The sequence below is a fragment of the Brevibacterium sp. CFH 10365 genome, from assembly GCF_009299785.1.
Classification (GTDB): domain Bacteria; phylum Actinomycetota; class Actinomycetes; order Actinomycetales; family Brevibacteriaceae; genus Brevibacterium; species Brevibacterium limosum.
In genome coordinates, this window is the sequence record NZ_VIGO01000007.1 from 234533 (window position 1) to 258293 (window position 23761).

Sequence of the window (23761 nt, forward strand, 5' to 3'; positions counted from 1 at the left end):
GGGCAGGAGGGGCCTAGCTGACCGGCGACCTACTCGTAGGTCTGACCGGTCTTCGCACGCTCGACCAGCGAGGCCGGCGGGGTGAAGTGCTCGCCGTACTTCGCGGCCAGATCATTCGCCCGGTCGACGAAGCCCTGCAGTCCGCCTTCGTACTGGTTGACGTACTGGAGCACACCGCCGGTCCAGGCGGGGAATCCGATGCCGAAGATCGAACCGATGTTCGCATCCGGCACCGAGGTGAGCACCCCCTCGTCGAGGCATCTGATCGTCTCGATCGCCTCGGCGAAGAGCATCCGCTCCTGCAGATCGGCGAAGGGCTGATCGTTCGACCCGGACTCGTACTTCTCGCGCACTCCCTGCCACAGCGCGGTGCGCTTGCCGCTCTCGTCGTAGTCGTAGAAGCCGGCGCCGTCCTTGCGTCCTGTCCGTCCCTGCGCGACCATCCAGTCGAAGACGACCTCGGAGGGGTGGGCGACCCAGGTGCCGCCTGCGGCCTCGACCGCGTCGCGGGTCTCCTGATTGATCTTCTGCGACAGCGTCAGCGTCAACTCGTCGAGCAGCTGCAGGGCACCGGTGGGGTATCCGGCCTGCAGGGCTGCCTGTTCCACGCTGGCTGGCTCCACGCCTTCGCCGACGGCGGCGACCGCCTCGGCGATGAAGGTGCCGATGACCCGGGAGGTGAAGAATCCGCGCGAGTCGTTGACGACGATCGGAGTCTTCTTGATCTGCTGCACGAGGTCGAAGGTGCGGGCGAGGACCTCATCGGAGGTGTTCTCTCCGCAGATGATCTCGACCAGCGGCATCTTGTCGGCGGGCGAGAAGAAATGGACGCCGATGAAGTCCTTGTCCCGGTCGACCCCCTTGGCCAGTTCCGTGATCGGCAGGGTCGAGGTGTTCGAGCCCAGAATCGCGTCGGGTTCGACGATGTCCTGGATCTCCTGGAACACCTTCTGCTTGAGGTCGACGGATTCGAAGACCGCTTCGATGACGAAGTCGACTCCGGAGAAGTCCTCGGCCGAGGCGCTCGGTGTGATCCGTTCGAGGACGGCCTGCGACTTGGCCTCGGTGGTCTTGCCCTTGGCCAGGGCCGACTCCTCACGCTTGGCGGCGTAGGCCTTGCCCTTCTCCGCGTTGGCGAGTTCGACGTCTTTGAGCACGACCTCGATGCCTGATTTCGCGGCGCTGTAGGCGATCGCAGCTCCCATCATGCCGGCACCGATCACACCGAGCTTCTTCACCTGTCGAGGTTCGAAGCCGTCGGGGCGCGAACCGCCGGAGTTGATGTGGCCGAGGTCGAAGAAGAACGCCTTGATCATGTTCTTCGCCACCGGGGTGTGGGTGAGATGGACGAAATAGCGGGTCTCGACGTCCAGGGCCGTGTCGATGTCGACATAGGCGCCTTCGACCGCCGCGGCGACGGCAGCACGCGGGGCCGGCATCGGTGCGCCCTTGGTCTGGCGGCGCAGCAGAGCCGGCAGAGCGGGAAGCATGGCTCCCAGCGAGGGGGATGCCGGTGATCCGCCGGGGATCTTGAAGCCTTTGACGTCCCAGGGCTGAGCCGCCTCGGGATTGGCATTGACCCAGGACTTGGCGCGGTCGACGAGCTCATCGGCCGGTGCCAGCTCATCGACGAGTCCCAGTTCGAGGGCATCAGCCGCCTTGAACTTCGTCGAAGGCAGAATCGCCTTCTGGAGTGCGTTCTGGAGCCCGATGAGACGAACGGTCCTCGCGACGCCGCCGCCCCCGGGAAGCAGTCCGAGTGAGACTTCGGGGAAGCCCACGCGCAGGCTCGAGACATCCTCAGCTGCGATCCGATGGTGGGTGGCGAGTGCGAGCTCTAGCCCGCCGCCCAGGGCTGCGCCGTTGACGGCGGCCACGACCGGCTTGCCCAAGGTCTCGAGCCGGCGCAGGAGCGACTTCACGTGGTTGGTCTGCGCCGCCTCGGCCGCGGAGTTCTCCGAGTCTGCCGCGCGCAGTTTGTTGAGGTCGCCTCCCGCGAAGAAGGTCTTCTTCGCGGAGGTGATGATGACGCCTGTGATGTCATCGACGTGGGCCTCGAGCCAGTTCACGGTGCCCTCGAGGGCAGCCGTGAAGTGGTCGTTCATGGTGTTGACCTTGGCGTTCGGATCGTCGATCACGACTGTGACGATACCGTCGGAGTCAGTGGTGTGGGAATATTCGGTGTTCGTCATGTCAGACCCTTTCGATGATCGTCGCGATGCCCATGCCGCCACCGATGCACAGGGTGACGAGTCCGCGCTCCAGGTCGCGCCGTTCGAGTTCGTCGAGAACGGTGCCCAGAATCATGGCTCCGGTGGCTCCGAGCGGGTGCCCCATAGCGATGGCGCCGCCGTTGACGTTGACCTTCTGGTGGGGGATGTTGAGATCCCGCATCCATTTGAGCACGACGGCGGCGAAGGCCTCGTTGAGCTCGAACAGGTCGATGTCGTCCACGGTCAGCCCGGCCTTGTCGAGGACCTTCCGGGTGGCGGGAGTCGGACCAGTGAGCATGATAGTCGGTTCAGAACCGGTCACTGCGGTGGCGACCACGCGGGCACGCGGCTTCATGCCCATCGTCTTGCCCACCTCACCGTCGCCGACGATGACGAGGCTGGCGCCGTCGACGATGCCCGAGGAGTTCGCTGCGGTGTGGACGTGATCGATGGCCTCGACCCAGTGGTACTTCTGCAGCGCCACCTCGTCGAATCCGGCTTGGGCGGCGACCTTGGTGAACGCCGGGTTCAACGAGGACAGCGATTCCACGGTCGATCCCGGGCGCATGTGCTCATCGGTGTCGAGGAGAGTCACTCCGTTGATGTCCTTGACGGGGATGATCGACTTCTCGAAGTACCCGTTCTCCCAGGCAGTCGCGGCACGGGCCTGAGACTCGGCGGCAAAGGCGTCGACGTCAGTGCGAGAGAAGCCTTCGGTGGTGGCAATGAGATCGGCACCGATGCCCTGGGGAACGAAGTATGTGTCGTAGTTCGTCGTCGGGTCCTGCGCCCACGCTCCGCCATCGGATCCCAGCGGTACGCGCGACATCGACTCGACGCCGCCGGCGAGGACGAGGCTCTCGAAACCGCTGCCGACCTTCTGCGCGGCGAGGTTGACCGCTTCGAGCCCGGAGGCGCAGAAACGGTTGACCTGGACACCGGCAACGGACTCGTCGAGTCCCGCCACGAGCGCCGCAGTTCGGGCGATGTCCCCGCCCTGTTCACCGACAGGCGAGACGACGCCGAGGACCATGTCGTCGATGGCCTTGTCGTCGAGATCGGGGTTGCGCTCACGAATTGCGTCGATGAGCCCGGTCACGAGATCGATGGGTTTGACGCTGTGCAGCGCACCTCCGCGGTTCTTACCGCGTGGGGTGCGCACTGCGTCATAGATGAACGCTTCGCTCATGTGTTCCTCACAGTCTGGGTGGAAGACCGACCACAAGATCTGATCGATCGTTCAGTAACATTCGCACGTTCCATTGTGTATCAGTTTCTGGTGACGAGCAACACACGCTGGCCCCGTCCGGGGCATGGCACGGCCGTGGACCGAAGTGGCACGGGTGAGGTGATCGCCTCCTCCGACCTTCGAACTGGTAACAGATCTTCGGCGGAGTCGTTTCGGCAGCGCTCGGAGACAGCAGGAGTGGTTAAGATAGCTCGACTCATCAGTTCTGATCCCCTTGGAGAATCATGTCCTTGACCACCCCTGCCCGCACGAAGACGGGCTCGAAACTCTTGGCACTCACTCTGGCCGTCGGCCTTCTCGCCGGCCCCATCGCCGTCGACGCGGCTCCTGCCGAGGCTGCGACGAAGAAGTGCGCGGTGAAGATGTCGAACTCGAAGCCGCGCCAGTACTCGAACACCTATGTCAACGTCTCGAAGGTCGGATCGAAGGCCAAGGTTGAGACCATCGCTCACTACAAGACGACGAAGACGAAAAAGAAGGCCACCGCATCGAAGAAGGGCAAGGCCTCTCTGAAGTACTACATTTCCGGGGCGACACCGGGCAAGAAGGTTTCCGTGACCGTCACCGCAAAGAAAGGCAAGACGACGTGGAAGTGCTCGACGTCGTTCAAGCCCGTGAAGAAGCGCTGAGCGTCTGAGGGTCTCGCGTCCTCGGCGCAGACTCGACGGATGCAAAATGCCCCTCTGATCATCATTTCTGATGATCAGAGGGGCTGTTGCCGAGCCGCCTGCGGGAATCGAACCCGCGACCTATTCATTACGAGTGAATCGCTCTGCCGACTGAGCTAAGGCGGCAACCGAATCAACTCTAGCCAACTTCTCTGCCAGGGGTCAAAACGAAGAATGCGCTTCTCTGCGGTTCCGCCAGAGAGCTTCGTCACTCCCTGTTCTACAGGCGATGACCGAGCCCCTCACGCGTCGTCGACCGGGTGCCGTCGGGCCGCGAACCGGCACCCGTTAACCTTGAAATGACATTTGATGCACAGGCGAGAGGGAGAGACATCCATGGCAGAGTTCGACTCCGACGACTTCATGAGTGATTTCCAGGCGCTCATCGAATGCGAGTCGTTCTCCAACGACCTCCCTTCACTGGCCCGCAGCGCCCGGCTCGTCTCGCGCATCGGCACCGGAATGCTCGGGGCGGCACCTCGCCTCATCGAAACCAACGGCCACCCGCATGTCCTGTGGCGCTTCGGCAACGGCCCGCGCAAGGTCGTGCTCATCGGCCACCACGACACCGTCTGGCCGACGGGAACGCTCGCAGACTTCCCGTACTCGGTCAGGGACGGAGTGGTTCGCGGACCCGGGACGGACGATATGAAGGGCGGACTGCTCATCGCCGTCTACGCGCTGGCGAAGGTCCGCGCCGAACTCGGCACTCTCGACGGTGTCAGCCTCCTCATCACCGCGGATGAAGAGCTCGGTTCCCCGGGCTCCCGGCAGATCATCGAAGACGAAGCACGCGGGGCTAGAGCCGCTCTCGTGTTCGAGAGCGGCGCCGCCGACGGTGCTGTCAAGATCGCTCGCAAGGGTGTTGCGATCTACCAGCTCGCAGTCACCGGTCTGGCATCGCATGCCGGAGTCGAGCCGGAGAAGGGCATCAACTCCACCATCGAAGTGGCCAACCAGGTCATTGAGATCGCCGCACTGCACAAACCCTCGGTTGGGACCTCCGTCGTCCCGACCGTGATGACCAGCGGATCGACCACGAACACTGTGCCTGCCAAAGCCGTTGTCGGCATCGACTCCAGAGCCGCCTCGGCGGATGAACAGGTGCGCATCGATGACGCCCTACGCGCTCTGACGCCCACAGTCGCCGGCGCGAAGATCGAGCTCAAGGGCGGAATCAACCGTGCTCCCCTCGAAGAGGACATGGCGATGGGCCTCTACGCCCGTGCCCAACGACTGGCCGGTCGACTCGGACATCCCCCGCTGCGGTCGGTCGCTGTCGGCGGAGGGTCGGACGGCAACTTCACCGCCGGAGTCGGAACTCCGACCCTTGACGGCCTCGGCACCGTCGGCGGAGGATCCCACGCCCGGACCGAACACGCTCTGCAGATCTGGATTCCCCGCCGCATCGAACTCACCGCGGCACTCGTCTCAGAGCTTCTCGGCGACGGCTGAGCACTCGGCCACTCCCCCGGCGCGCTCGACCGTCGGTTCTCAGATCGCGCCGGTGCGGTCTTCCTGCAGCCACGGATTCGACAGCAGCACGAAGGCCGCCTCGACGATGAGCACCGGCGACATGTTCGTCTGCAGGCGCTGCCGGGCCTCGGTGATGGCGTCGATGCGCAGCAGTGTGGTGTCGGGGCCGTCTCGGTTCGCCTGCTCGGCGATGAGATCGACCTCGCCGGCGTTGATCCACCCGTCTCGAATCCCCAGCTGATACAAGAGGATGTCGCGATAGAGACTCATGAGTTCGAGGAAGATCCGATCGAGCTCATCGTTGCGGGCTCGCACCGAGCGACGTTTCTGCTCCTCCTCGAGCTTCCTGATCTGCGCTCTGGCCGAGGGCGGGATCGCCTTCTCCCCTTCGACACCCAGAGTGGTCAGAAGCTGCGTGCGTTCTGCGGCATTGCGTTCTTCGACACGTGATTTCGCGGTCTCCGCTGCGGCGTCGACGATGCGACCGGCCAAGCGGATCGTCGCCCCCACCGAGGTGAGTTTGCCGGGGATGGCGAGGATCTGTCTGCGTTCGGCATCGGCCGACTCATTGAGCGCCAGGTATTTCGCGCGCCCGATGTGGTTCTGGGCCACGGCCGCGGCCCATCGGGCACGATCCTCATCTACGTTGTCACGTTGCATCAGCAGCTGCGCCACGGCGTCCCTGGAGGGGATGCGCAGTCGCACCGGACGACACCGCGACCGGATGGTGGTGAGCACGTCGATCGGGCTCGGCGCACACAGCAGCCACACGGTTCCCGGAGGCGGCTCTTCGATGGCTTTGAGGAGCACGTTCGCGGTCCGCTCCATCATCCGGTCGGCGTCTTCGATGATGACGACACGCCATTTCGAGTTCACCGGCGAGGCTTGTGCCTTGGACACGAGTTCACGGACCTCTTCGATCGAGATGACCGACTTCTGAGTCGACATGATCGTCAGAGACTCGTGATGGCCCGACAGCACCCGAGCGGTCACATCGTTCGATTCCGTACCCCCGGAGATGAGGGCGGCGGCGAAGGCACGAGCCGCATTCGACCGGCCCGAACCGGGCGGGCCGGTGAACAGCCACGCGTGGGTCATCGCAGCCGGATTGTCCAAGGCATAGCCGAGCTGGGTGATGACGTCATCCTGGCCGACGAGTCCGTCGAAGACGCTCACTTCAGGAATCCTCCGGGTTGGTGAAGCGGCGGTTGCTGCGTTCGCGTTGTCTGCGCAGACGCTCCCGAGCCTGACGTTCGATCTCCGCCTGGGCCTGCAGCCGCTCACGGCTCATCTCTCGTGCGCTGCGGGCCGGCAGAACCGTGGTCTCTGCGTCACCGGCATCGCCCGAGCCGTCGGCTGACTCGTCTGCCGAGCCCTCATCCGCCGATTCGACGCTCAGGCCGGCCGAATCATCCGCAGCGGTCTCGTCAGTCGAGTCGGCCCGGTGCACCACCCGCGTTTCGGCTTCTTCGGGATCGACTCGATTGACGATTCGGGTCTCCGCGTCTTCGTCCGTGGTGATTCGGTTCGTCGGCACTCCGTCGGCATCGTCGCTGTCATCGATGATCGCTTCCGAGGTGTGTCCGCGGTCCGACAGCACCGTGGTCGCCGCGTCCTCGTCGACCCCGCCGAATCCCGAGTCATCGCCCCTGTCGCCGGGCCCCCGGTCATTCGCGAAGTCGGCCGGTTTCTCCCGCAGATCGGCGCCGAGGTCGACGCGTTCGGTGGGGACGGTGCCCGAGATCTCAGCCTCTGCGTCGGAGACGGCAGACGGGACGAAGCGATCGCCGGAAGCGGGAACGAAACGCGGTCCGCGCTTATGCACCGCGTCATCGCCGCTCGCACCACCGTCATCTGTGTCCTCGGCGGCTTCTTCGGCAGTCGCGGCGCTGCCGACGACTGCGTCGTCTTCAGATTCGCGGTCATCGACCGCAGCTGCGGACCTGTCATCGGAGAGGTCTTCGCCGCTGTCCGCGGCTGCCCCCGAAGTGCCCTCTTCGGGCAAGTCCCCGGCGGCCACGGCCGCGATCGGTACAGAACCCCGTTCCGGACCGCTGTCGGACTCAGCGTTCGATGCGGAGGCGGGAGCCGCCTCGGTGCCGGTGTCGCGTTTGACCAGGGTCTGCGGAAGGCGGGCGCGGATGGCGGCGAGGATCTGCTCGGTGAGCTCATCGGCGTCGATCGATGCGTCGAGGACGACGTACCGGTCGAGTTCCTTGTGCGCACGGGACAGGTAGGTCTGGCGAACCCGCTGGTGGAACTGCTGGTTCTCCTCGTCGAGGTAGTTGCTTTCGTCGCGCTTGCCCATCCGCTCCGCCGCAACCTCAGGTTCGATGTCGAGGACGATCGTCAGGTTCGGCACGAGCCCCTGGGTGGCCCACCGGCTCAGCGCGAGGATCGTCTTCTCGTCGAAGCTGCGACCGGCCGACTGATAGGCGATCGTCGAATCGATGTACCGGTCGGTGATGACGATGTTTCCGGCGTCGAGGCCGGGATCGACCAGGGAGGCCACATGATGGGCGCGGTCGGCGGCGAAGAGCAGCGCTTCGGTCCGCGGACTCGGCGGATCCGAGTCGAAGAGGACGGAACGGATCTTCGTCCCCAGTTCGGTGCCGCCGGGTTCGCGGGTGGATTCCACGTGATAGCCGTCATCGGCCAGGGCGGCGGAGATGCGTTTGATCTGTGTGGACTTGCCGGAACCGTCCCCGCCCTCGATGGCGATGAAGAACCCGGAGCCGAGGCGTTCGGCCGAATTGCCGAGTCCGCCGGCTGCGGTCTCGGGCTGGCTGGGTGGGCGGAATCCGTGGACGATGTCGACCGACAGTCCCTGCAGTCTGTGCGGATCGAAGGTGAAGAGCCCGATGATTCCGGCGATGAGGGCGGCGATGCCGAAGATGAGGAACGCCACGTCGCTGGGTGCCAGCACCCAGTCGGGGGTCGCTCCGACTTCGACCGTGCCGCCGAGGTCGAGTGCGTTGATCACCAGTGCCAGGCCGGCCCCGGCGACGGCACCGTAGCGGCGGGAGAAGTCGTAGGGCTGAGCGCGCACGCCGATGCCGACGAGGAACGCGATCGCGGCCGAGAGCACGACCTTGCCGGAGAGTTCGTTGATTCCGCCGGTGGCCAGCAGCAGCACGCCCGAGACGAGCAGAGCGAAGGTGGACACGCGCGGACGGGACATTCCGGGGGCGAAGGTCGGTCCCATCTCGAATCCGATGGCCCAGCCGACGAGGCAGCAGGCGATGATGAGTGCGAAGCCGGCCTGACCGTAGCCGTGACCGACCGCGGTCGGCTGAGCGAGCATGAAGGTGGCACCCAGGACGGCGAAGAGGCCGATGCACACCCACGGGTTCGCAATCGCCTCGGCGGGACGGGCAACCCGGGCTTTGAGCTCGGGGAACTGGCCGGTCGACGCGGACTCCGCGTGCAGGGCGCGTTCGGGGGTGAGGAAGATGATGACGGATCCGGCGGCCATGCCGATGCCCACCAGCAGAGTCACCCAACCGAGCGATTGAGTGCCGGCAGTGGATCCGCCGAGGATCTGGAAGGCGCAGGAGACGAAGACGAGGACGGCTGCGGGAATGCCGACGCGGCGCCACGGCTTTTCGTGTCGGAACGGGTTGATGCTCATGAGCAGACCCACCACGGCACCGAGGAACAGGGCTGCGATCCAGGTCAGCCAGGCGCTGGGTGCGAGGCTGAGGACGATGAGAAGTGCGGCTTCGATGATCGCGGAGATGCTCAGGGCGGTCTTGCGCACCGCGGGCGGTCGGGAGGCGAAGACCTTTGCGGGGATGAAGAGGCCGGCACAGGAGAGGGCGAAGACGATGAGCAGCGACAGGCTGCCCAATTGATTGTCGAATCCTCCTGCGCTGATGGACTCCCCCATGGCGGTGAAGGCACGTCCGCCCACCGTCGCGACGAGTCCGCTGGTCCCTGCCACGACGTAGCTGATCGCGACGAGCGCGATCAGGGCGCCCCAGGCGGCGGTCTCGGTGACCAAACGGCCGGGGGCTCCGGGCAGTCGGTGTCCTGTAGTCGTCAACATGCTCACAGCCCTACACTATCTGCCCCGACTGACATATCTCTTGGAAAGGAGTGCGATCTGCGACAACCCGGCCCCCGTCGGAGCATGCCGATCCTCTACCCTTGGACTCGTGCACACTGACAGACCGGCAATGACCACGGTGGCCGCAGACGGCTTGGGACCTGTGGAGGAACTGGCGTTCGCCCGCGTCCTCCTCGATTCGGTCAAGGCCGGACGGCGCGGGGCGACCCTGCGGATGTACCGGCCGGCCCCGACTCTGGCGTTCGGAGCCCGGGATCGTTTCCTGCCCGGTTTCGCCATCGCCGTCGAAGCGGCACGGGACCACGGTTTCACGCCTGCCCTGCGCAGCCTCGGCGGGCGTGCGGCGGCGTATCATCCGGGTTCGCTGGTCATCGATCACATCGAACCGAGTGATTCATTCATCACGAACACCAATGCCCGGTTCACCGGTTTCGGACAGGACTATGTCGAGGTGCTGCGAGGGCTGGGCATCGATGCCCGTCTCGGTGAGATTCCCGGCGAATACTGTCCCGGTGAGCACAGCGTCAACGTGGCCGGGCGGATCAAGGCGATCGGCACCGCTCAGCGCGTGGTCTCCGGTGCCTGGCTGTTCTCGTCGTCCGTCGTCGTCGCGGATCCGGATCCGATCCGCGCGGTGCTCACCGATGTCGAAGCCGCTCTCGGAATCGACTGGGATCCGTCGACAGGCGGATCGATCAGCGAGATCCATCCCGAAGTGACGATCGATTCCGTCGCCGAGGCGTTCGCCGCCTTCTACTCCGACGCGAATCCGCATACGCCTCTGTCCCCCACCGCCGAGGAGCTGACCGAGGTGTCCGCCCACGCGGACAGGCACCGGCTGTGAGGTCGGCGAAAGCTGTGGACGGCACAGGCCGGGACAGCGCGCGAACCGCGGAGACTGAATTCCTTTGACCGAACGACTTTGGGAGCACACACCATGACCGTCACCATTCGTGAAGCAGAACGCTCTGATCTGCCCGACATCCTGAGGCTTGTTCACGCACTGGCTGTCTATGAGAAGGAACCGGATGCGGTGGAGGCCACCGAGGCGGATTTCGCGGCAGTGATGTTCCCCGACGATGGTCATGCGAATACGTTCGGTCTCGTGGCCGAGGCGGGCGGCGAGGTCATCGGCATTGCGATCTGGTTCCATTCGTTCTCGACATGGACGGGCAGGAACGGCATCTGGCTCGAGGACCTCTTCGTCTTGCCCGAACATCGCGGCTCGGGAGCCGGAAAGGCGCTGCTCGGTCGGCTGGCGCAGATCTGCCAGGAGCGCGGACTGACGCGGCTCGAATGGTGCGTGCTCAAATGGAACACCCCGTCGATCGGGTTCTACGAATCGCTGAGTGCGAAGCCGCAGGACGAATGGGAGACTTACCGTCTTGACGGCCAGGCGCTCACCGACTTCGCAGATTCGTCGCGCGGCTGATCTCGCCCCTGAGGCACTGCTGACCTCGTCCCAGAAGCACTGGAGTACGTGGCCGGTGTCGGCAAACGGCGATTGTGGGGTCGATCCACGGTGTTTTCGACGTCGAGAGATCACCGTGGATCGACCTAAAAATCACGGGCCACGAGGTATCACTGGCCACAGGAGAAGAAACGACTTTCGCCCCCGGCCTGGAGCATCAGGCAGGTGGCGAAAGCAGTGACAGGTGAACGCCGCGGGCTCGGCGGCTGTCGACTCAAGGAGTCTTCGGTTTGGCCGTGCTCGTCTTCTTCGCCGCTGTCGTCTTTGACGCCGTGGCCTTCGACGCAGTCGACTTGGAAGCCCTCGTCTTCGCAGCGGCGGTCTTCGACGCCGTGGACTTGGACGCGGTGGTCTTCTTCGCGGCCGTCGTCTTGGCAGCCGTCGTCTTCTTGGCGGGTGCCTTCTTCGCCGGTGCCTTGCGCGTCGTCGTCTTCTTCTTCGCCGGTCCCTTCGCCCGCTTCTCGGCCAGCAGGGTGGCCGCGCGTTCGAGGGTCACGGCTTCGACGGAGTCGTCCTTGCGCAGGGTCGCATTCGTCTCACCATCGGTGACATAGGGTCCGAAGCGACCGTCCTTGACGACGACGGGCTTCTTCGTCTCGGGATCCTCACCGAGTTCCTTCAGCGGAGCCGCGGCACGACGGCCCCCGCGCTGCTTCGGCTCGGAGTAGATCTTCAGTGCCTCGTCGAGGGTGATGTTGAAGATCTGCTCCTCGTCAGTCAGGGACCGTGAGTCCGTGCCCTTCTTCAGGTACGGTCCGTAGCGTCCGTTCTGCGCGGTGATGTCGGTGCCCTCTTCGTCCTGACCGACCACACGCGGCAGACTGAGCAGCTTGAGCGCGGTCTCGAGGTCGATCGAGTTCAGATCCATCGACTTGAACAGGGAGCCGGTGCGCGGCTTGGGCTTCTTGGCGCCTCGCTTCGGCTTCTCTTCGGGCTCGGGAAGAACCTCGGAGACGTAGGGGCCGAAGCGGCCGTTCTTCGCCACGATGGTGTGTCCGGTCTCCGGGTCGACACCGAGCTCACGGTCACCGTCGCCCTGGGATTCGATGAGTTCGGCCGCTTTCGCCGCCGTCAGCTCATCGGGTGCCAGATCGTCGGGTACGGAGACCCGCTTCGGGTCCTCGCCTTCCTTCTCGGAGGTGACTTCGAGGTAGGGACCGTATCGGCCCACGCGCAGGTTCACGCCCTCGCTGATGGCAACGGTGTTGACCTCACGGGCATCGATATCGCCGAGGTCGTCGACGATCGCCTTGAGACCTTCACGGTCCTGGCCCTTGTCGCCGAAGTAGAAGCCGGCCAACCAGTCGTTGCGGTCCTCTTCGCCCATCGCGATCCGGTCGAGTTCGGATTCGAGGTCGGCGGTGAAGGCATAGTCGACCAGACCGGTGAAATGCTCCTCGAGCAGTCGGACGACGGAGAACGCCAACCAGCTGGGCACGAGCGCATTGCCGCGAGTGGTCACATAACCGCGGTCCTGAATGACCGAGATCGTCGCCGCATAGGTCGAGGGACGGCCGATGCCGAGCTCCTCGAGCTGCTTGACCAGGCTGGCTTCGGTGAAGCGCGGCGGCGGAGCAGTGGTGTGGCCATCGGCTTCGGCCTTGACGACCGACAGCGACTGGCCCTCTTCGACCTGCGGCAGCCGCGACTCGCCGGACTTCGTGTCATAGCGGGACGCATCCTGGCCCTCTTCATAGGCGGCGAGGAATCCGCGGAAGGTGATGACGGTGCCGCTGGCGCTGAATCCGGCCTCATGCCCGTCAGCGAGTGCGGCACTGACCTTGATGGTCGCGGTCTTTCCCTTCGCATCGGCCATCTGGCTGGCGACGGTGCGCTTCCAGATGAGGTCGTAGAGACGGAATTCGTCCCCATTGAGCTGCTTGGACACCTGTGCCGGGGTGCGGAAGGAGTCGCCGGCGGGACGGATTGCCTCGTGGGCCTCCTGCGCCGACTTCTGCTTGCTCGCGTACTGACGCGGCGACTGCGGAACGAATTCGGGGCCGTAGAGTTCGGTGACCTGCTTGCGGGCGGCGGAGATGGCCTGACCCGACAGCGCCGAGGAGTCGGTGCGCATATAGGTGATGTAGCCGTGCTCGTACAGTGACTGTGCGGTGCGCATCGCCTGACGGGCGCTCATGCGCAGTTTGCGTCCGGCCTCCTGCTGCAGGGTCGAGGTCGTGAACGGGGCGGCCGGGCGGCGGGAGTACGGCTTCGACTCCACCGCGGTCACCGTCAGGGCATCTTTGGCGGTGCCACTGAGCTCTGTGGCCAGGGATTCCGCGCGAGCCTGGTCGACGATCGTCGCCGAGGTGTTCTTCAGCTCACCTTTGTCGTTGAAGTCACGGCCGGTGGCCACACGGGACCCGTCGACAGTGGTGAGGTTCGCCGCGAACGGGTTCGTCCCGTCCGGCAGTCCGAGGTCGACGTCGAGGTCCCAGTAGTCGGCGGGCACGAAGGCCATGCGTTCACGTTCGCGTTCGACGACGAGGCGAGTGGCCACGGACTGGACACGGCCTGCGGAGAGTCCGGCACGGATCTTGCGCCACAGCACGGGTGAGACCTCGTAGCCGTAGAGACGGTCGAGGATGCGGCGGGTCTCCTGCGCGTCGACGAGCGAGCTGTCGATCTCGCGGGTGTTCTCCAGGGCACGGTCGATCGCCTCGGGCGTGATCTCGTGGAAGACCATGCGCTTGACGGGGATCTTCGGTTTGAGGACTTCGAGCAGGTGCCAGGCGATGGCCTCTCCCTCGCGGTCCTCATCCGTTGCCAGATAGAGTTCGTCGGCGTCCTTGAGCAGACGCTTGAGTTCGGTGACTTTCTTCTTCTTGCCCGGATCGATCCGATAGTAGGGGTCGAAGTTGTTGTCGACGTCGACGGCGAACTTTCCGTACGGCCCCTTCTTCATATCGGCGGGCAGCTCCGAGGGGGTGGGCAGGTCGCGGATGTGGCCGACGGAGGCCTCGACGTCATAACCGTCGCCGAGGTATCCCACAATCGTTCGCGCCTTCGTCGGAGACTCGACGATGACGAGGCGACGGGGCTTCTTCTCGGTTGTGGTCACGCTTTCACATTCCTCTCACGGCATCAGCTGCCCGCTGCAACGGACGATCCGGCCCAATGTAACACTGTTGAACTGACACGTTCCTCATCGGGCCATGCGACCCGGACACTGCCCCGACCTGGTCCGATCTCGGCTCGGACACGGCGTCAGCGGTTTCCGATCCTATCCCTAGTCCACAGTCGTCCGAGTCGTCGAGCTCTCGAGGCAACCGCCGTCGGGCAGCAGTGCACCCGCGGCGCACAAGGCTCTGACCTGGGCGACGAGTTGGTCTTCCAGTGCTGTGGGGTCGACCTCGAGAAGCTGGGCCAATGCTCCGGCCGTCTGCCGCAGGGTCAGTGTCCCATCCGCGACGGACACGAACCCGGCCAACGCCGTATCGAGGTCGAAGATCTGCCCGAAACCGATGCCCTGCTCCAGGGTGATCGAGCTGGGTTCCGGTTGTCCGGGAACGAAATGGCGATGTTCGACGAGGTCGGGTGAGCGGGTGAAAGCGGTCGCGGCGATCTCCTCGGGCCCGGCCGCGGCCAGCCAGGACCGGATCGCGACGATCGTGGTGAGGAACTCGGCGAGTCCGCGCGGATTGTTCGCCGGCGCCGAGGTGACTCTCACCCGGGACTTGAACACTCCGGCGGCCGCCCCCGAGACTCTGTGGTCGGGTGTGGGCGCACCGACCGCGGAGTCCTCGGAGCCAATCGTTGGCACATCGTTATCGGAACGGCTCATGAGCACGTACCCGAACACGATTTCGTCCACAGCTCTGGTGGCGAAGTCATCGAGCCATGCGGCCACTGCCTCGTTCCAGGCGGAGCTGGCACGGACGATCCCGCCGTCGCGGATCCACGTCTCTGCGTAGGCGGTGGGGTCGAGTGCTTCGCGTTCGATGACGAATACCGACGTGTCGTCTTCGCTGACCCAGGTCTCCGGCCCCTCGTCCTTCGCCGAGGCGGCCTCCCAGTTTCCGAGACAGACGCTGCGTCCTCCCGGGGTGAGGTTCGCCGGAATCTGGGCGAACAGCTCCCGGACGAGTTCGTCCCCGATCATGCCGCCGTCCCGATATTCGAAGGTGGTGTCCGTGCTGCGCGGGGTGATGACGAACGGCGGATTCGACACGAGCAGATCCACGGGTCCGCTGAGGGGTTCGAGGAGAGAGCCGTGCCGGAACTCGATCGTCGTCACACCGTTGAGTCCGGCCGAGAGTTCGGCCAGGTGCAGGGCCCGGTGGGAGATGTCGGTGGCAATGACCCGGTCACAGTGGCGGGCCAGCAGCAGGGCTTGGATTCCGCAGCCGGTGCCGATGTCTGCGGCCACACCGACGTGGTCACGTGGGGTGATGGACACCAGGGTGCGGCCGGCCCCGCCGAGTCCGAGCACGAACTCGCCGTCGAGGACATCCGGGGTGGTCAGGGTGCCGTGGTCGGCCACGAGGTAGAGGTTCTCGTCCCCGGGACGGAAGCCACGCGGGACCCCGACCGGAAGGGCATAGGGAGTCAGGGCGAATGGGGCGATCGCCTCATCGTCGGTGGCGATGATCAGCCCCGCCTCGGCGGCGGTGTCGAAGGACTCCCCCAACAGGGTACGGATCTCGGTGACCGGGACGGTGCGGTGGAAGTGGAAGAGCAGCGCCGCACAGGCGATTGCCCGGTCTGCGGCGGTGGCGGACTGGTCGGCGAGCGCCCGGGTGCAGTGGTGGATGGCGGGGGCTGCGTTGTTGCGCAGCAGCGCCTCCGAGGTCGAGCTGCCCCAGAACTGGCGCAGTCGCGGTTCGGTGTATCCGGCACGGTAGAGGGTCTCGCCCAGGTGGGCCAACGGCTGATCAGTCACAGAAGAATCCTAACGACTGCGCCATAATTGACTCATGGCCTCCTCCGCTCTTCTCGACATCGTCACCGGTTTCGGTGCCCGGGATGAGCGGATCGTCCATGTCCGCGACATCCCGCAGCGCTTCGAACGGGACGCCGAGTGGCCGGACTGGATCGATGAGGAGCTCAAGCATGCGTGCCATTCCATCGGAGTCGACGCCCTGTGGCAGCACCAGCTCGAGGCGGCGCAGACGGCCAGGGACGGTTCCGACGTCGTCATCGCCACTCCCACCGCGTCGGGCAAATCGTTAGGGTTCTGGCTGCCGGTGCTCGAAGCGATCCAGTCGACTCGCGGGAAGCTGCGCAGCGCCTCGGCGATCTACATCGCTCCGACGAAGGCCCTGGCCGCCGATCAGCTGGCCAAACTCGAGAGGTTCGTCGTTCAGGGCATGCGTCCGGCCGGCTATGACGGGGACACCTCGCAGGTCTCGAAGGACTGGGCGAGGCGGCATGCGAACATCGTCTTCACCAACCCGGACATGCTCCACCGCAGCATTCTGCCCCAGCATGAGCGCTTCGCCCGGATGTTCAAGAATCTGCGTTTCATCGTCATCGACGAAGCCCACCGGTACCGCGGAGTCTTCGGGTCCCATGTCGCACTCATCCTCCGCCGACTGCTGCGCATCGCCGCCCACTACGGTGCGGCACCGGTGGTCATCGGTGCCTCGGCGACGATGGCAGACCCGGATGTGGCCTTCGCGAAGCTGACCGGGCGGCCCGCGCATGCGGTGACCGAGGATTCGTCCCCACGGGCGTCCGGCAGCTTCGCCCTATGGGAGCCGCCGGTGTCTCCGGGCGGGGATCGGCGCAGCGGTCTGGTCGAAGCCGCCGATGTCATCACCGATTCGATGTGCGCCGGCTTTCGATCGATCACGTTCATCGCCTCCCGCCGCGGCACCGAGGCGCTCGCGCAGACGGTCCGTGACCAGGTGGGACAGGTCGATGAGAGCCTGACGGGGAAGGTCGCCGCTTACCGGGGCGGGTATCTGGCCGAGGAGCGACGCATGCTCGAGACCGCTCTGCGCTCGGGTCAGCTGCTGGCTGTGGCGTCGACGAACGCCCTGGAGTTGGGCATCGACATCTCGGGCCTCGACCTCGTCATCATCTCCGGCTGGCCGGGAACTCTGGCATCTCTGTGGCAGCAGGCGGGACGGGCCGGGAGAGCCGGACAGCGGTGGATGGCTGTGTTCATCGCCCGTGATGATCCGCTCGACACGTTCGTCGTCCATCATCCCGAAGTCATCTTCGACTCCCCGGTCGACGCCGGCGTCATCCACCCGGGCAACCCGCATGTGCTCTCCGGCCACCTGTGTGCGGCCGCCGCCGAGGTGCCTCTGAAGTCGGCCGACCTCGTGCACTTTCCGGACGATTCGCGTGAGCTCATCGACGACCTCGTGGAGCGAAGACTGCTGCGGGCACGACCGACCGGATGGTTCTGGGCCAAGGATCAGCCCGCGGCCGATCTCTCCGATATCCGCGGTTCCGGTGGCGGACAGTTCAGCCTGGTCGAAGCGAGCACCGGCACTCTGCTGGGCACGGTCGACGAATCAGGAGCCCATACGGGCGCCCATCCAGGAGCGGTGTATACGCATCAGGGCATCGATTTCACCGTCCTCGATCTCGACCTCGAGGACCGGATCGTCGCCGTCGAACGTGCCGAGGTCGACTACACGACTCAGCCGCGCTCGCAGACGGAGATCTCGATCGTCGACACGGAGGCCCAGCGGGTTCTGCTCTCCGGGGCGACGGTGTGCAGCGGCACCGTCGACGTCAAGGACCAGGTCGTGGCCTACCGGATGCGGGCCAAGCGAGGTGGAGCGATCATCGCCGAACACGAACTCGACCTGCCGGAACGCACTCTGCGGACGAAGGCCGTGTGGTGGACGATCCCGCAGAGCGTCCTCGACGAAGCCGAGGTCGTCTCCGGTGACCTGCCCGGAGCCGTCCACGCCGCCGAACATGCTTCGATCGGCCTGCTGCCGCTCTTCGCCGGCTGTGACCGGTGGGATATCGGTGGTGTGTCGACGGCGCTGCATGCCGACACCGGACTGGCGACGGTGTTCGTCTATGACGGTCTGGCCGGTGGTGCCGGTTTCGCCGAACGCGGCAGTGAAGTCATCGAAGAGTGGTTGGGTGCGACCCGGGACGCCATTGCCGCATGCGAGTGCATCGACGGGTGCCCGTCGTGTGTGCAGTCGCCGAAGTGCGGCAACGGGAACGAACCCCTGGAGAAGGACGCGGCGCTGCGGCTGCTGCGCACCGTGCTCAGATAGCAGCCGTCCGGACGGCGGCCCGGGTTTCACTTCCCGGCGACGGCCTCCTCTCTGACCTTCGGCAGGGGCCCTGGGATGTCGACTTCGATGACGACATAGGCGGATTGTTCGCTCAGCGAGGCACGGCAGTCCTTGAGGTGACCGCCGTTGCGTTTCGCCACCTCCTCGGCAACCTCGCACGGTTCGCCGGTGGCCAGTCCGCGAACGGCGTCCGCAGCGGCGAGCGCCGCCAGGTCCGCGGCACTCTGCGCCCGACTGTGGGCGACGAAGGCTTGGCCGAGGGTGCCGATGGCGGTGACGAGGACGAGCACGATCGAGCACAGCCCCACGACGATGTTCGTCATGGCGGTCCTGTCCGGTCTCCCTCGAACCGGGCGGTGGCGTTCGCATCGACGGTGTCGAGGAAGAAGATCGCGGCAGGCAGTTCGATGGTGACGGTGACGACCGAATACCCGCCGTCGGCTCGGACTCGAACCGATGAAGAGTCACCTGCGTGCTTCTTCGCTTCGGACACGACTGCGGCTTGGGGCTCGCCGCGGGCGATCTCCCGGGCCGCGGACCGTGCCGCGTCGAAGGCTCGCAGCTGTGAGAAGCCGACCGCGGCGGCTCCCGCGAGCAGCACGATGAGGAGCAGAACGGCGGGCATGACGACGGCGAACTCTGCCGTTGCCGTCCCGGCGTCACGGTCCCAGCCTCGCTGCCGCTGACGGGAGCGTCCGCTGGCCATGGCGGTTCAGCTTCCCAATCCGAGCGCCGAGGAGATGACCCCGGTGATGAGTTCCTTGATCGGTTCGGATTTGAGGACGACGACGAGCAGTGCGGCGAATCCGCATGCGGCCAGTGTGGTGATCGCGTATTCGGCGGTGGTCGCTCCGGTGTCCGATTCCCAGAACTGTTCGATCGCACTGTGGTCGTCGACCGGTTCGATCTGCCCGGTCGGTGGATCCTCGATCTCCGGGGGCGGTGATGTGGTGGCCATGCTCTCCTCCTTGGCAGCAGACCCGTTCGCACTCTGCGAGCGGACCTTCAGCCTGGGAGTGAGCGCACTGTCGTGTCCAGGGTCGAAATCGGGCCTGTGGAAACGGGTTCTGCGTCCACAGGCTCACCGTGTGCGAGTGGAGACGCCGTCCACAGGAAACGGCGTGTGAGTCGGTGCCTCAGCTGTTGCTGGCCCAGTCGTCTCTGAGGATGGCCATGATCACTTCGTCGTGGCGGCGGCCGTTGAAGAACACGGCCTCACGACGACGGCCTTCTTCGACGAACCCGGCCTTCGTATAAGAAGCGATCCCACGGGTGTTGAACGCCCAGGTCTGCAGCTCGATGCGGTTGAGTCCCAATTGGAGGAACCCGTACTTCACGGCCAGACGCACCGCATCCGAACCGTAGCCGCGGCCGTGGAATTCGGGGCCGAGGACGATGGCCAGAGTTGCGGACTGGTTGATGGGATTGCGTCCGTAGAGGGTGACATGGCCGACGAACTCTGCGGTTTCGGTCAGCTCGATGCTGAAGCCGACTGCTTCGCTCGAGGTGTTCGCGCTCCACTGGGAGAACTGCTCGGACACACCCCCTTCCGGCCGCGGCAGAACCGTGTGATTCTGCAGGACGACGATCGAGGGATCGAACCACCACTGTTCGAGGTAAGGCAGATCTTCCTCCCTCAACGGGCGCAGTCGCACGGAGCGGCCGACGAAGAGGTTCTCGGCGTAGTCCTCGGCTTGTTCGACATTGGACAGCTGGTTGAAGGGTGTGACCGGTGCCATGCGTCGAGCCTATCGGACGAGGCCGAACCCTGCAGGAGGCTTCAGAAGAACACGGTCGTGAGGTCGGAGAGCAGGGAGATGACGACCGGGACCACGGAGAGCAGCAGGAACGCCGGCAGGATGCACATGCCCAAGGGCAGCACCAGCTGGACGCCCAATGAGGCGGCGGCTTCCTGCCGACGCCTGCGGGAGGACGCGCGCAGTTCCTCGGCCACGGACTCGATGAGAGGTGCCGGGCCGACACCGGTGTGTTCGGAGAATTCGAAGATCTCGAGCACCGGCAGCAGCCGGTCGTCGGCAGCGAGTCTGCGTCCTCCGATCGTCATCGCTCGAGCGATCCTCTGCAGGCCCGATCGGTCGTCGGTCGCCTCGGCGGTCAGGGTCAGAGCCACGGGGATCGGCAGCCCCGACGTCAGGCAGATCGCCACGAGGTCGAGGTCGAAGGCCAGCTGATCATCGGCCACTGCCCCCGCCGCCGACGACCCCGGCGTCCCGGCCTCCGGGGCGGCCGCCTCGGTGCCGGTGGGGTCGGTCCCGGCCTCGCCGAGGAGGTTCTGCAGTCTCCCGCGGGTCGACCCGGACCACAGCAGTACGCCGAGTCCGACGCAGGCACCGATGAGCACGGGAAGCATCGTCACCCCTGTGCTCGCAGCATCATCGTCCGCATCCACCATCGGCCGGCCCCGTACAGGAGGAGGCCGAGACCGATGCTCAGCTGTCCCGGCAGCCCGGTGATGAGTTCCAGTGGTCTGACTCCGATGAGCAGGCCGAGACCGACGCCGATGAGCGGCAGCCAGCTGAGCACTCGCACCGTCGACTTCGGTCCGGCCATGGCGATGCGGCGTTCGCGTTCGGCGTCGAGCGCATCTCTCTGAGCCGCGGCATAGCGCAGGATCATCTCTGCGGCGGGGGCTCCGGAGCGTTCGGACACCGTCCAGACGGCGGCCATTCCGGACAGCACCTGTGCGGCGGTCTCCGACAGTGTGCGGCTGCGGGTGGCGATGGCCCGTCCGGGTTCCTCACCCAACGAGATCGCGCGTGAGATCGGGGCCAGTGCGTCATTGTGGCGGCTCAGCGTGGCCATCACCGCCTGCGGGGTCATCCCCACTTTGAGCAGGTGGGCGCAGTGCTCCACGGCGGCGATCGCCCACAGCCGTTCGGCTTGGTCATCGGTGGTGTGGCCGCCTCGGCGCAAGAAGGCGCGCATTCCCTTCCGCACCGGTTCGCCGCCCTCGGCACGGTGCAGGAGTTCACGCAGCCTGGCCCCGGGGTCCGAGGGTGCGGCGAGGATGATCCCGGCTGCGATGAGGGCGGCGGTGAGGACGATCATTGTGCGGACTTCTGTTCGAGCACGGCTTCGAACCGGGCCAGGGCACGGCGGTTGACGGTGCCCGTCGTCGAAGGTGACGGGCGGCCCCACACCGGTTCCATGACCACCCCCTCGGCTCCGGTCCTCGTCGGGATCGCCAATTCGGTGATTCCCCGCTCGGAGCCGGTCCGGCGCAGGTGGATGACGAGGTCGATGGCAGTGGAGAACTGCGAATACACGGCGTCCGGGCTCATCTTCGCCAGCGCCCCGAGCGCGGCCACCCGGCTGGGCACGGCATCGGCGGTATTCGCGTGGATGGTCGCGCACCCGCCCTCATGACCGGTGTTGAGCGCGGTGAGCATGTCCCGGACCTCTGCGCCGCGGCATTCCCCGACGACGAGGCGGTCGGGCCGCATCCGCAGGGCGTTGCGGACGAGATCGGTCAGCGTCACTTCGCCGCCGCCTTCGACGTTGGCCTGGCGGGAGGCGAGCTGGACGGTGTGCGGGTGGGTGACGATGAGTTCGCGGGAGTCCTCGACGATGACGATGCGCTGGATCGGCTCGACCAGCGACAGCAGAGCGCCGAGGAGCACGGTCTTTCCCGTGCCCGTCCCGCCGGAGATGAGGATGTTCGCCCGCGAGGTGACCGCCTCGGCGATGAGGGGGCTGATCTCATCGGGGACGAAGCCTTCGGCGCAGAGTTGGGAGAACGGGAACCCGGAGCGTTTGGGCACGCGGAAGCTGATCGTGGTCGTCTCTCCGGAGATCGGAGGGACGATCGCGTTCATCCGCACCCCGTCGGGCAGGCGCACATCGACATAGGGACTCGAATCGTCGAGGCGGCGCCCGCCGAGGGCGGCCAATCGCACCGCCAATGACCGCACCTCCTCTTCGGACCCTAGTGACAGGTCGAGCAGCTGGGGTCCGTCGCCGGTGTCGGCGAAGATCTCACGCGGCCCATTGACGAACACGTCCGTGGTGCCGGGCACCTCGAGCACGGACTGCAGGGGGCCCGCCCCGGACAGCTGCGCGGACAGCCGGGTGACGAGTTCGAGCAGGGCGGAGGAGCCGAGGACGCGCCCGGTGCGTTGGACCGCCTCGGCGACGGCGGCCGTGGTCACCGGTCCCGGTTTGTCGAGCAGCGTTTTGCGGACGTCGGCGACCAGCGAGGCGTCGAGCCATTCGCTCATTCCACCCACTCCCCCAGCAATCGGTCGACGAGGCGGCCGAGGTGCGCTCCTCCCGGTATGCCCTCTCCGCGGTCGACGGCGGCGGACAGTCCCCGGTCATCACGGATGCTCCCGGCCAGGCTCAGTCCGATTGAGTCGGCGAGGAGGTCGGCGTCGAGGCCGCCTGCCCCGGTTTCGCGGACGACGAGGCGCACATCAGGGTGGGCGTGGGAGAGGCGTTTGGCGACTTGGGAGGAAGCGACGGCGGACCGGACCCGGGCCGGTGAGACGAGGAGGACATGATGGCAGCGCCTGGTCCACTGCGGTGGGGCGTGGCGGGGCAGGTCGACGATGACGAGGTCGAAGGCTTGACCGGCCGCGGCGAGGAAGTCGTCGAAGACGTCCGGGTCGAGGTCGACGGTGTCGTCTCGGCCCCACGACAGCAGGGCGAGTCCGTCGTGGCGGGGCAGTGCGTCGGCCAGGGTGGAGGGGCGCAGCTGTCCGCGGGAGGCGCTGAGGTCGGTCCATCGGGGTCCGGGCACCTGTTCGGCGCCGAGGACGAGGTCGAGTCCCCCGCCGAGCGGGTCGGCGTCGACGAGGACGGTGCTGTGATCGGCTCCGGCCCGTCGGGCGAGTGCGCATGCGAGCACGGAGGCACCGGCCCCGCCGCATCCGGCGACGACGCCGACCGTGGTTCCGGGAGCTGTCGGCGGTTCGACGGCGGAGATCATCCGCCCGCTGAGCCATTCCGCGGCGGCGGGCAGCACGGCGAGCTGGTCGACGCCGAGGTGGGCGGCTTTCGCCCAGGTCGAGGAGGGTTCGTCATCGTCGAGGACGACGAGGATCTTGTCTGCCCGGTCGGTGGCGGGGGCTTCGCGGACATCCTCGCCGAGGAGGATGAGCGATGCGGACTGCCAGCCTCCGGAGTCGGGAGGCAGAACGGTGAGTGAGATGCCGATGCTTTCGGCCACTCGGGCGCATTCTTCGGTGATCGCGCCGAGGTCGGTGATGAGGGCTACCTGCATGCGTCGAGCCTGTTCCCGGCAGGCGGTCACCGGCCAGACCCGGGCACTGCCCTGTGGAGGGGACGACGAAGGGGCGCCCCCTGTGAGGTTGAGTCACAGGAGACGCCCCAAGCGGCAGTATGCGGCCTCCGTCCAGGTCAGCCGTAGCGGCCCCATCGG

The 23761-nt window shown here is 66.0% G+C and carries 19 protein-coding genes and 1 tRNA gene; 5 read left to right on the forward strand and 15 right to left on the reverse strand.

The window, feature by feature from the left end:
- Nucleotides 1-29: 29 nt before the first annotated feature.
- Complete coding sequence (locus tag FHG09_RS15670) at nt 30-2192, reverse strand: 3-hydroxyacyl-CoA dehydrogenase NAD-binding domain-containing protein (RefSeq protein WP_152348568.1); 2163 nt, start codon at nt 2190-2192, stop codon at nt 30-32.
- Nucleotide 2193: 1 nt separating this feature from the next.
- Nucleotides 2194-3402, reverse strand: a complete 1209-nt coding sequence (locus FHG09_RS15675; RefSeq protein WP_152348569.1) for an acetyl-CoA C-acetyltransferase — start codon at nt 3400-3402, stop codon at nt 2194-2196.
- A gap of 284 nt (nt 3403-3686) precedes the next feature.
- Between FHG09_RS15675 and FHG09_RS15680 the strand changes: the two genes are divergently transcribed.
- Complete coding sequence (locus tag FHG09_RS15680; protein ID WP_152348570.1) at nt 3687-4091, forward strand: hypothetical protein; 405 nt, start codon at nt 3687-3689, stop codon at nt 4089-4091.
- A 92-nt stretch (nt 4092-4183) separates the two neighbouring features.
- Here FHG09_RS15680 and FHG09_RS15685 read toward each other — a convergent pair.
- Nucleotides 4184-4256: transfer RNA gene (locus tag FHG09_RS15685), tRNA-Thr, on the reverse strand.
- A 210-nt stretch (nt 4257-4466) separates the two neighbouring features.
- Here FHG09_RS15685 and FHG09_RS15690 point away from each other — a divergent pair.
- The gene (locus FHG09_RS15690; protein ID WP_152348571.1) at nt 4467-5585 is read left to right on the forward strand and encodes a M20/M25/M40 family metallo-hydrolase; all 1119 of its coding nucleotides are present in this window, start codon (nt 4467-4469) and stop codon (nt 5583-5585) included.
- A gap of 39 nt (nt 5586-5624) precedes the next feature.
- Here the strand turns inward: FHG09_RS15690 and FHG09_RS15695 are convergent, their stop codons facing one another.
- Nucleotides 5625-6782 (reverse strand): DNA polymerase III subunit delta', encoded by a 1158-nt coding sequence (locus FHG09_RS15695; protein ID WP_152348572.1) that lies wholly within the window; start codon nt 6780-6782, stop codon nt 5625-5627.
- Between the two features lies 1 nt (nt 6783).
- Nucleotides 6784-9654: a dTMP kinase gene (gene tmk, locus FHG09_RS15700; RefSeq protein ID WP_152348573.1), complete on the reverse strand. Its 2871-nt coding sequence runs from the start codon at nt 9652-9654 to the stop codon at nt 6784-6786.
- 130 nt (nt 9655-9784) lie between these two features.
- Between tmk and FHG09_RS15705 the strand changes: the two genes are divergently transcribed.
- Together FHG09_RS15705 and FHG09_RS15710 are read left to right on the forward strand one after the other, a co-directional pair.
- The gene (locus FHG09_RS15705; protein WP_407645410.1) at nt 9785-10519 is read left to right on the forward strand and encodes a biotin/lipoate A/B protein ligase family protein; all 735 of its coding nucleotides are present in this window, start codon (nt 9785-9787) and stop codon (nt 10517-10519) included.
- 93 nt (nt 10520-10612) lie between these two features.
- A complete protein-coding gene (locus FHG09_RS15710; protein ID WP_152348574.1) occupies nt 10613-11107 on the forward strand; it encodes a GNAT family N-acetyltransferase in 495 nt (164 codons plus the stop codon).
- Nucleotides 11108-11360: 253 nt separating this feature from the next.
- Here the strand turns inward: FHG09_RS15710 and topA are convergent, their stop codons facing one another.
- Both topA and FHG09_RS15720 read right to left on the reverse strand, forming a co-directional pair.
- Nucleotides 11361-14207, reverse strand: coding sequence for a type I DNA topoisomerase (gene topA / locus FHG09_RS15715; RefSeq protein WP_152348575.1), 2847 nt, complete (start codon nt 14205-14207; stop codon nt 11361-11363).
- 168 nt (nt 14208-14375) lie between these two features.
- Complete coding sequence (locus FHG09_RS15720; protein WP_227492809.1) at nt 14376-16028, reverse strand: methyltransferase; 1653 nt, start codon at nt 16026-16028, stop codon at nt 14376-14378.
- A 34-nt stretch (nt 16029-16062) separates the two neighbouring features.
- Between FHG09_RS15720 and FHG09_RS15725 the strand changes: the two genes are divergently transcribed.
- Nucleotides 16063-18339, forward strand: coding sequence for a DEAD/DEAH box helicase (locus FHG09_RS15725; RefSeq protein ID WP_152348576.1), 2277 nt, complete (start codon nt 16063-16065; stop codon nt 18337-18339).
- Between the two features lie 26 nt (nt 18340-18365).
- On the opposite strand, the gene FHG09_RS15730 is transcribed toward FHG09_RS15725, so the two are convergent.
- The 8 genes from FHG09_RS15730 to ssd all read right to left on the reverse strand — a co-directional run bounded on the left by FHG09_RS15730 (nt 18366) and on the right by ssd (nt 23602).
- Complete coding sequence (locus FHG09_RS15730) at nt 18366-18683, reverse strand: Rv3654c family TadE-like protein (protein ID WP_152348577.1); 318 nt, start codon at nt 18681-18683, stop codon at nt 18366-18368.
- Nucleotides 18680-19066 carry a TadE family type IV pilus minor pilin gene (locus FHG09_RS15735; RefSeq protein ID WP_152348578.1) on the reverse strand — a complete coding sequence of 129 codons (387 nt, stop codon included), beginning with the start codon at nt 19064-19066 and terminating at the stop codon, nt 18680-18682. The genes FHG09_RS15730 and FHG09_RS15735 overlap by 4 nt, the downstream gene beginning before the upstream one ends.
- Nucleotides 19067-19072: 6 nt before the next feature.
- Nucleotides 19073-19318, reverse strand: a complete 246-nt coding sequence (locus FHG09_RS15740) for a DUF4244 domain-containing protein (protein WP_152348579.1) — start codon at nt 19316-19318, stop codon at nt 19073-19075.
- Nucleotides 19319-19496: 178 nt separating this feature from the next.
- Nucleotides 19497-20099 (reverse strand): GNAT family N-acetyltransferase, encoded by a 603-nt coding sequence (locus FHG09_RS15745; RefSeq protein WP_152348580.1) that lies wholly within the window; start codon nt 20097-20099, stop codon nt 19497-19499.
- Between the two features lie 41 nt (nt 20100-20140).
- Entirely contained in the window at nt 20141-20731 is a 591-nt protein-coding gene (locus FHG09_RS15750; protein WP_152348611.1) for a type II secretion system F family protein, read from the reverse strand.
- A 2-nt stretch (nt 20732-20733) separates the two neighbouring features.
- A complete protein-coding gene (locus tag FHG09_RS15755; protein WP_152348581.1) occupies nt 20734-21429 on the reverse strand; it encodes a type II secretion system F family protein in 696 nt (231 codons plus the stop codon).
- Nucleotides 21426-22598 carry a TadA family conjugal transfer-associated ATPase gene (locus tag FHG09_RS15760; RefSeq protein WP_152348582.1) on the reverse strand — a complete coding sequence of 391 codons (1173 nt, stop codon included), beginning with the start codon at nt 22596-22598 and terminating at the stop codon, nt 21426-21428. Before FHG09_RS15760 ends, FHG09_RS15755 begins: the two co-directional genes overlap by 4 nt.
- Entirely contained in the window at nt 22595-23602 is a 1008-nt protein-coding gene (gene ssd / locus FHG09_RS15765; RefSeq protein WP_152348583.1) for a septum site-determining protein Ssd, read from the reverse strand. The genes FHG09_RS15760 and ssd overlap by 4 nt, the downstream gene beginning before the upstream one ends.
- Nucleotides 23603-23761 lie beyond the last annotated feature (159 nt).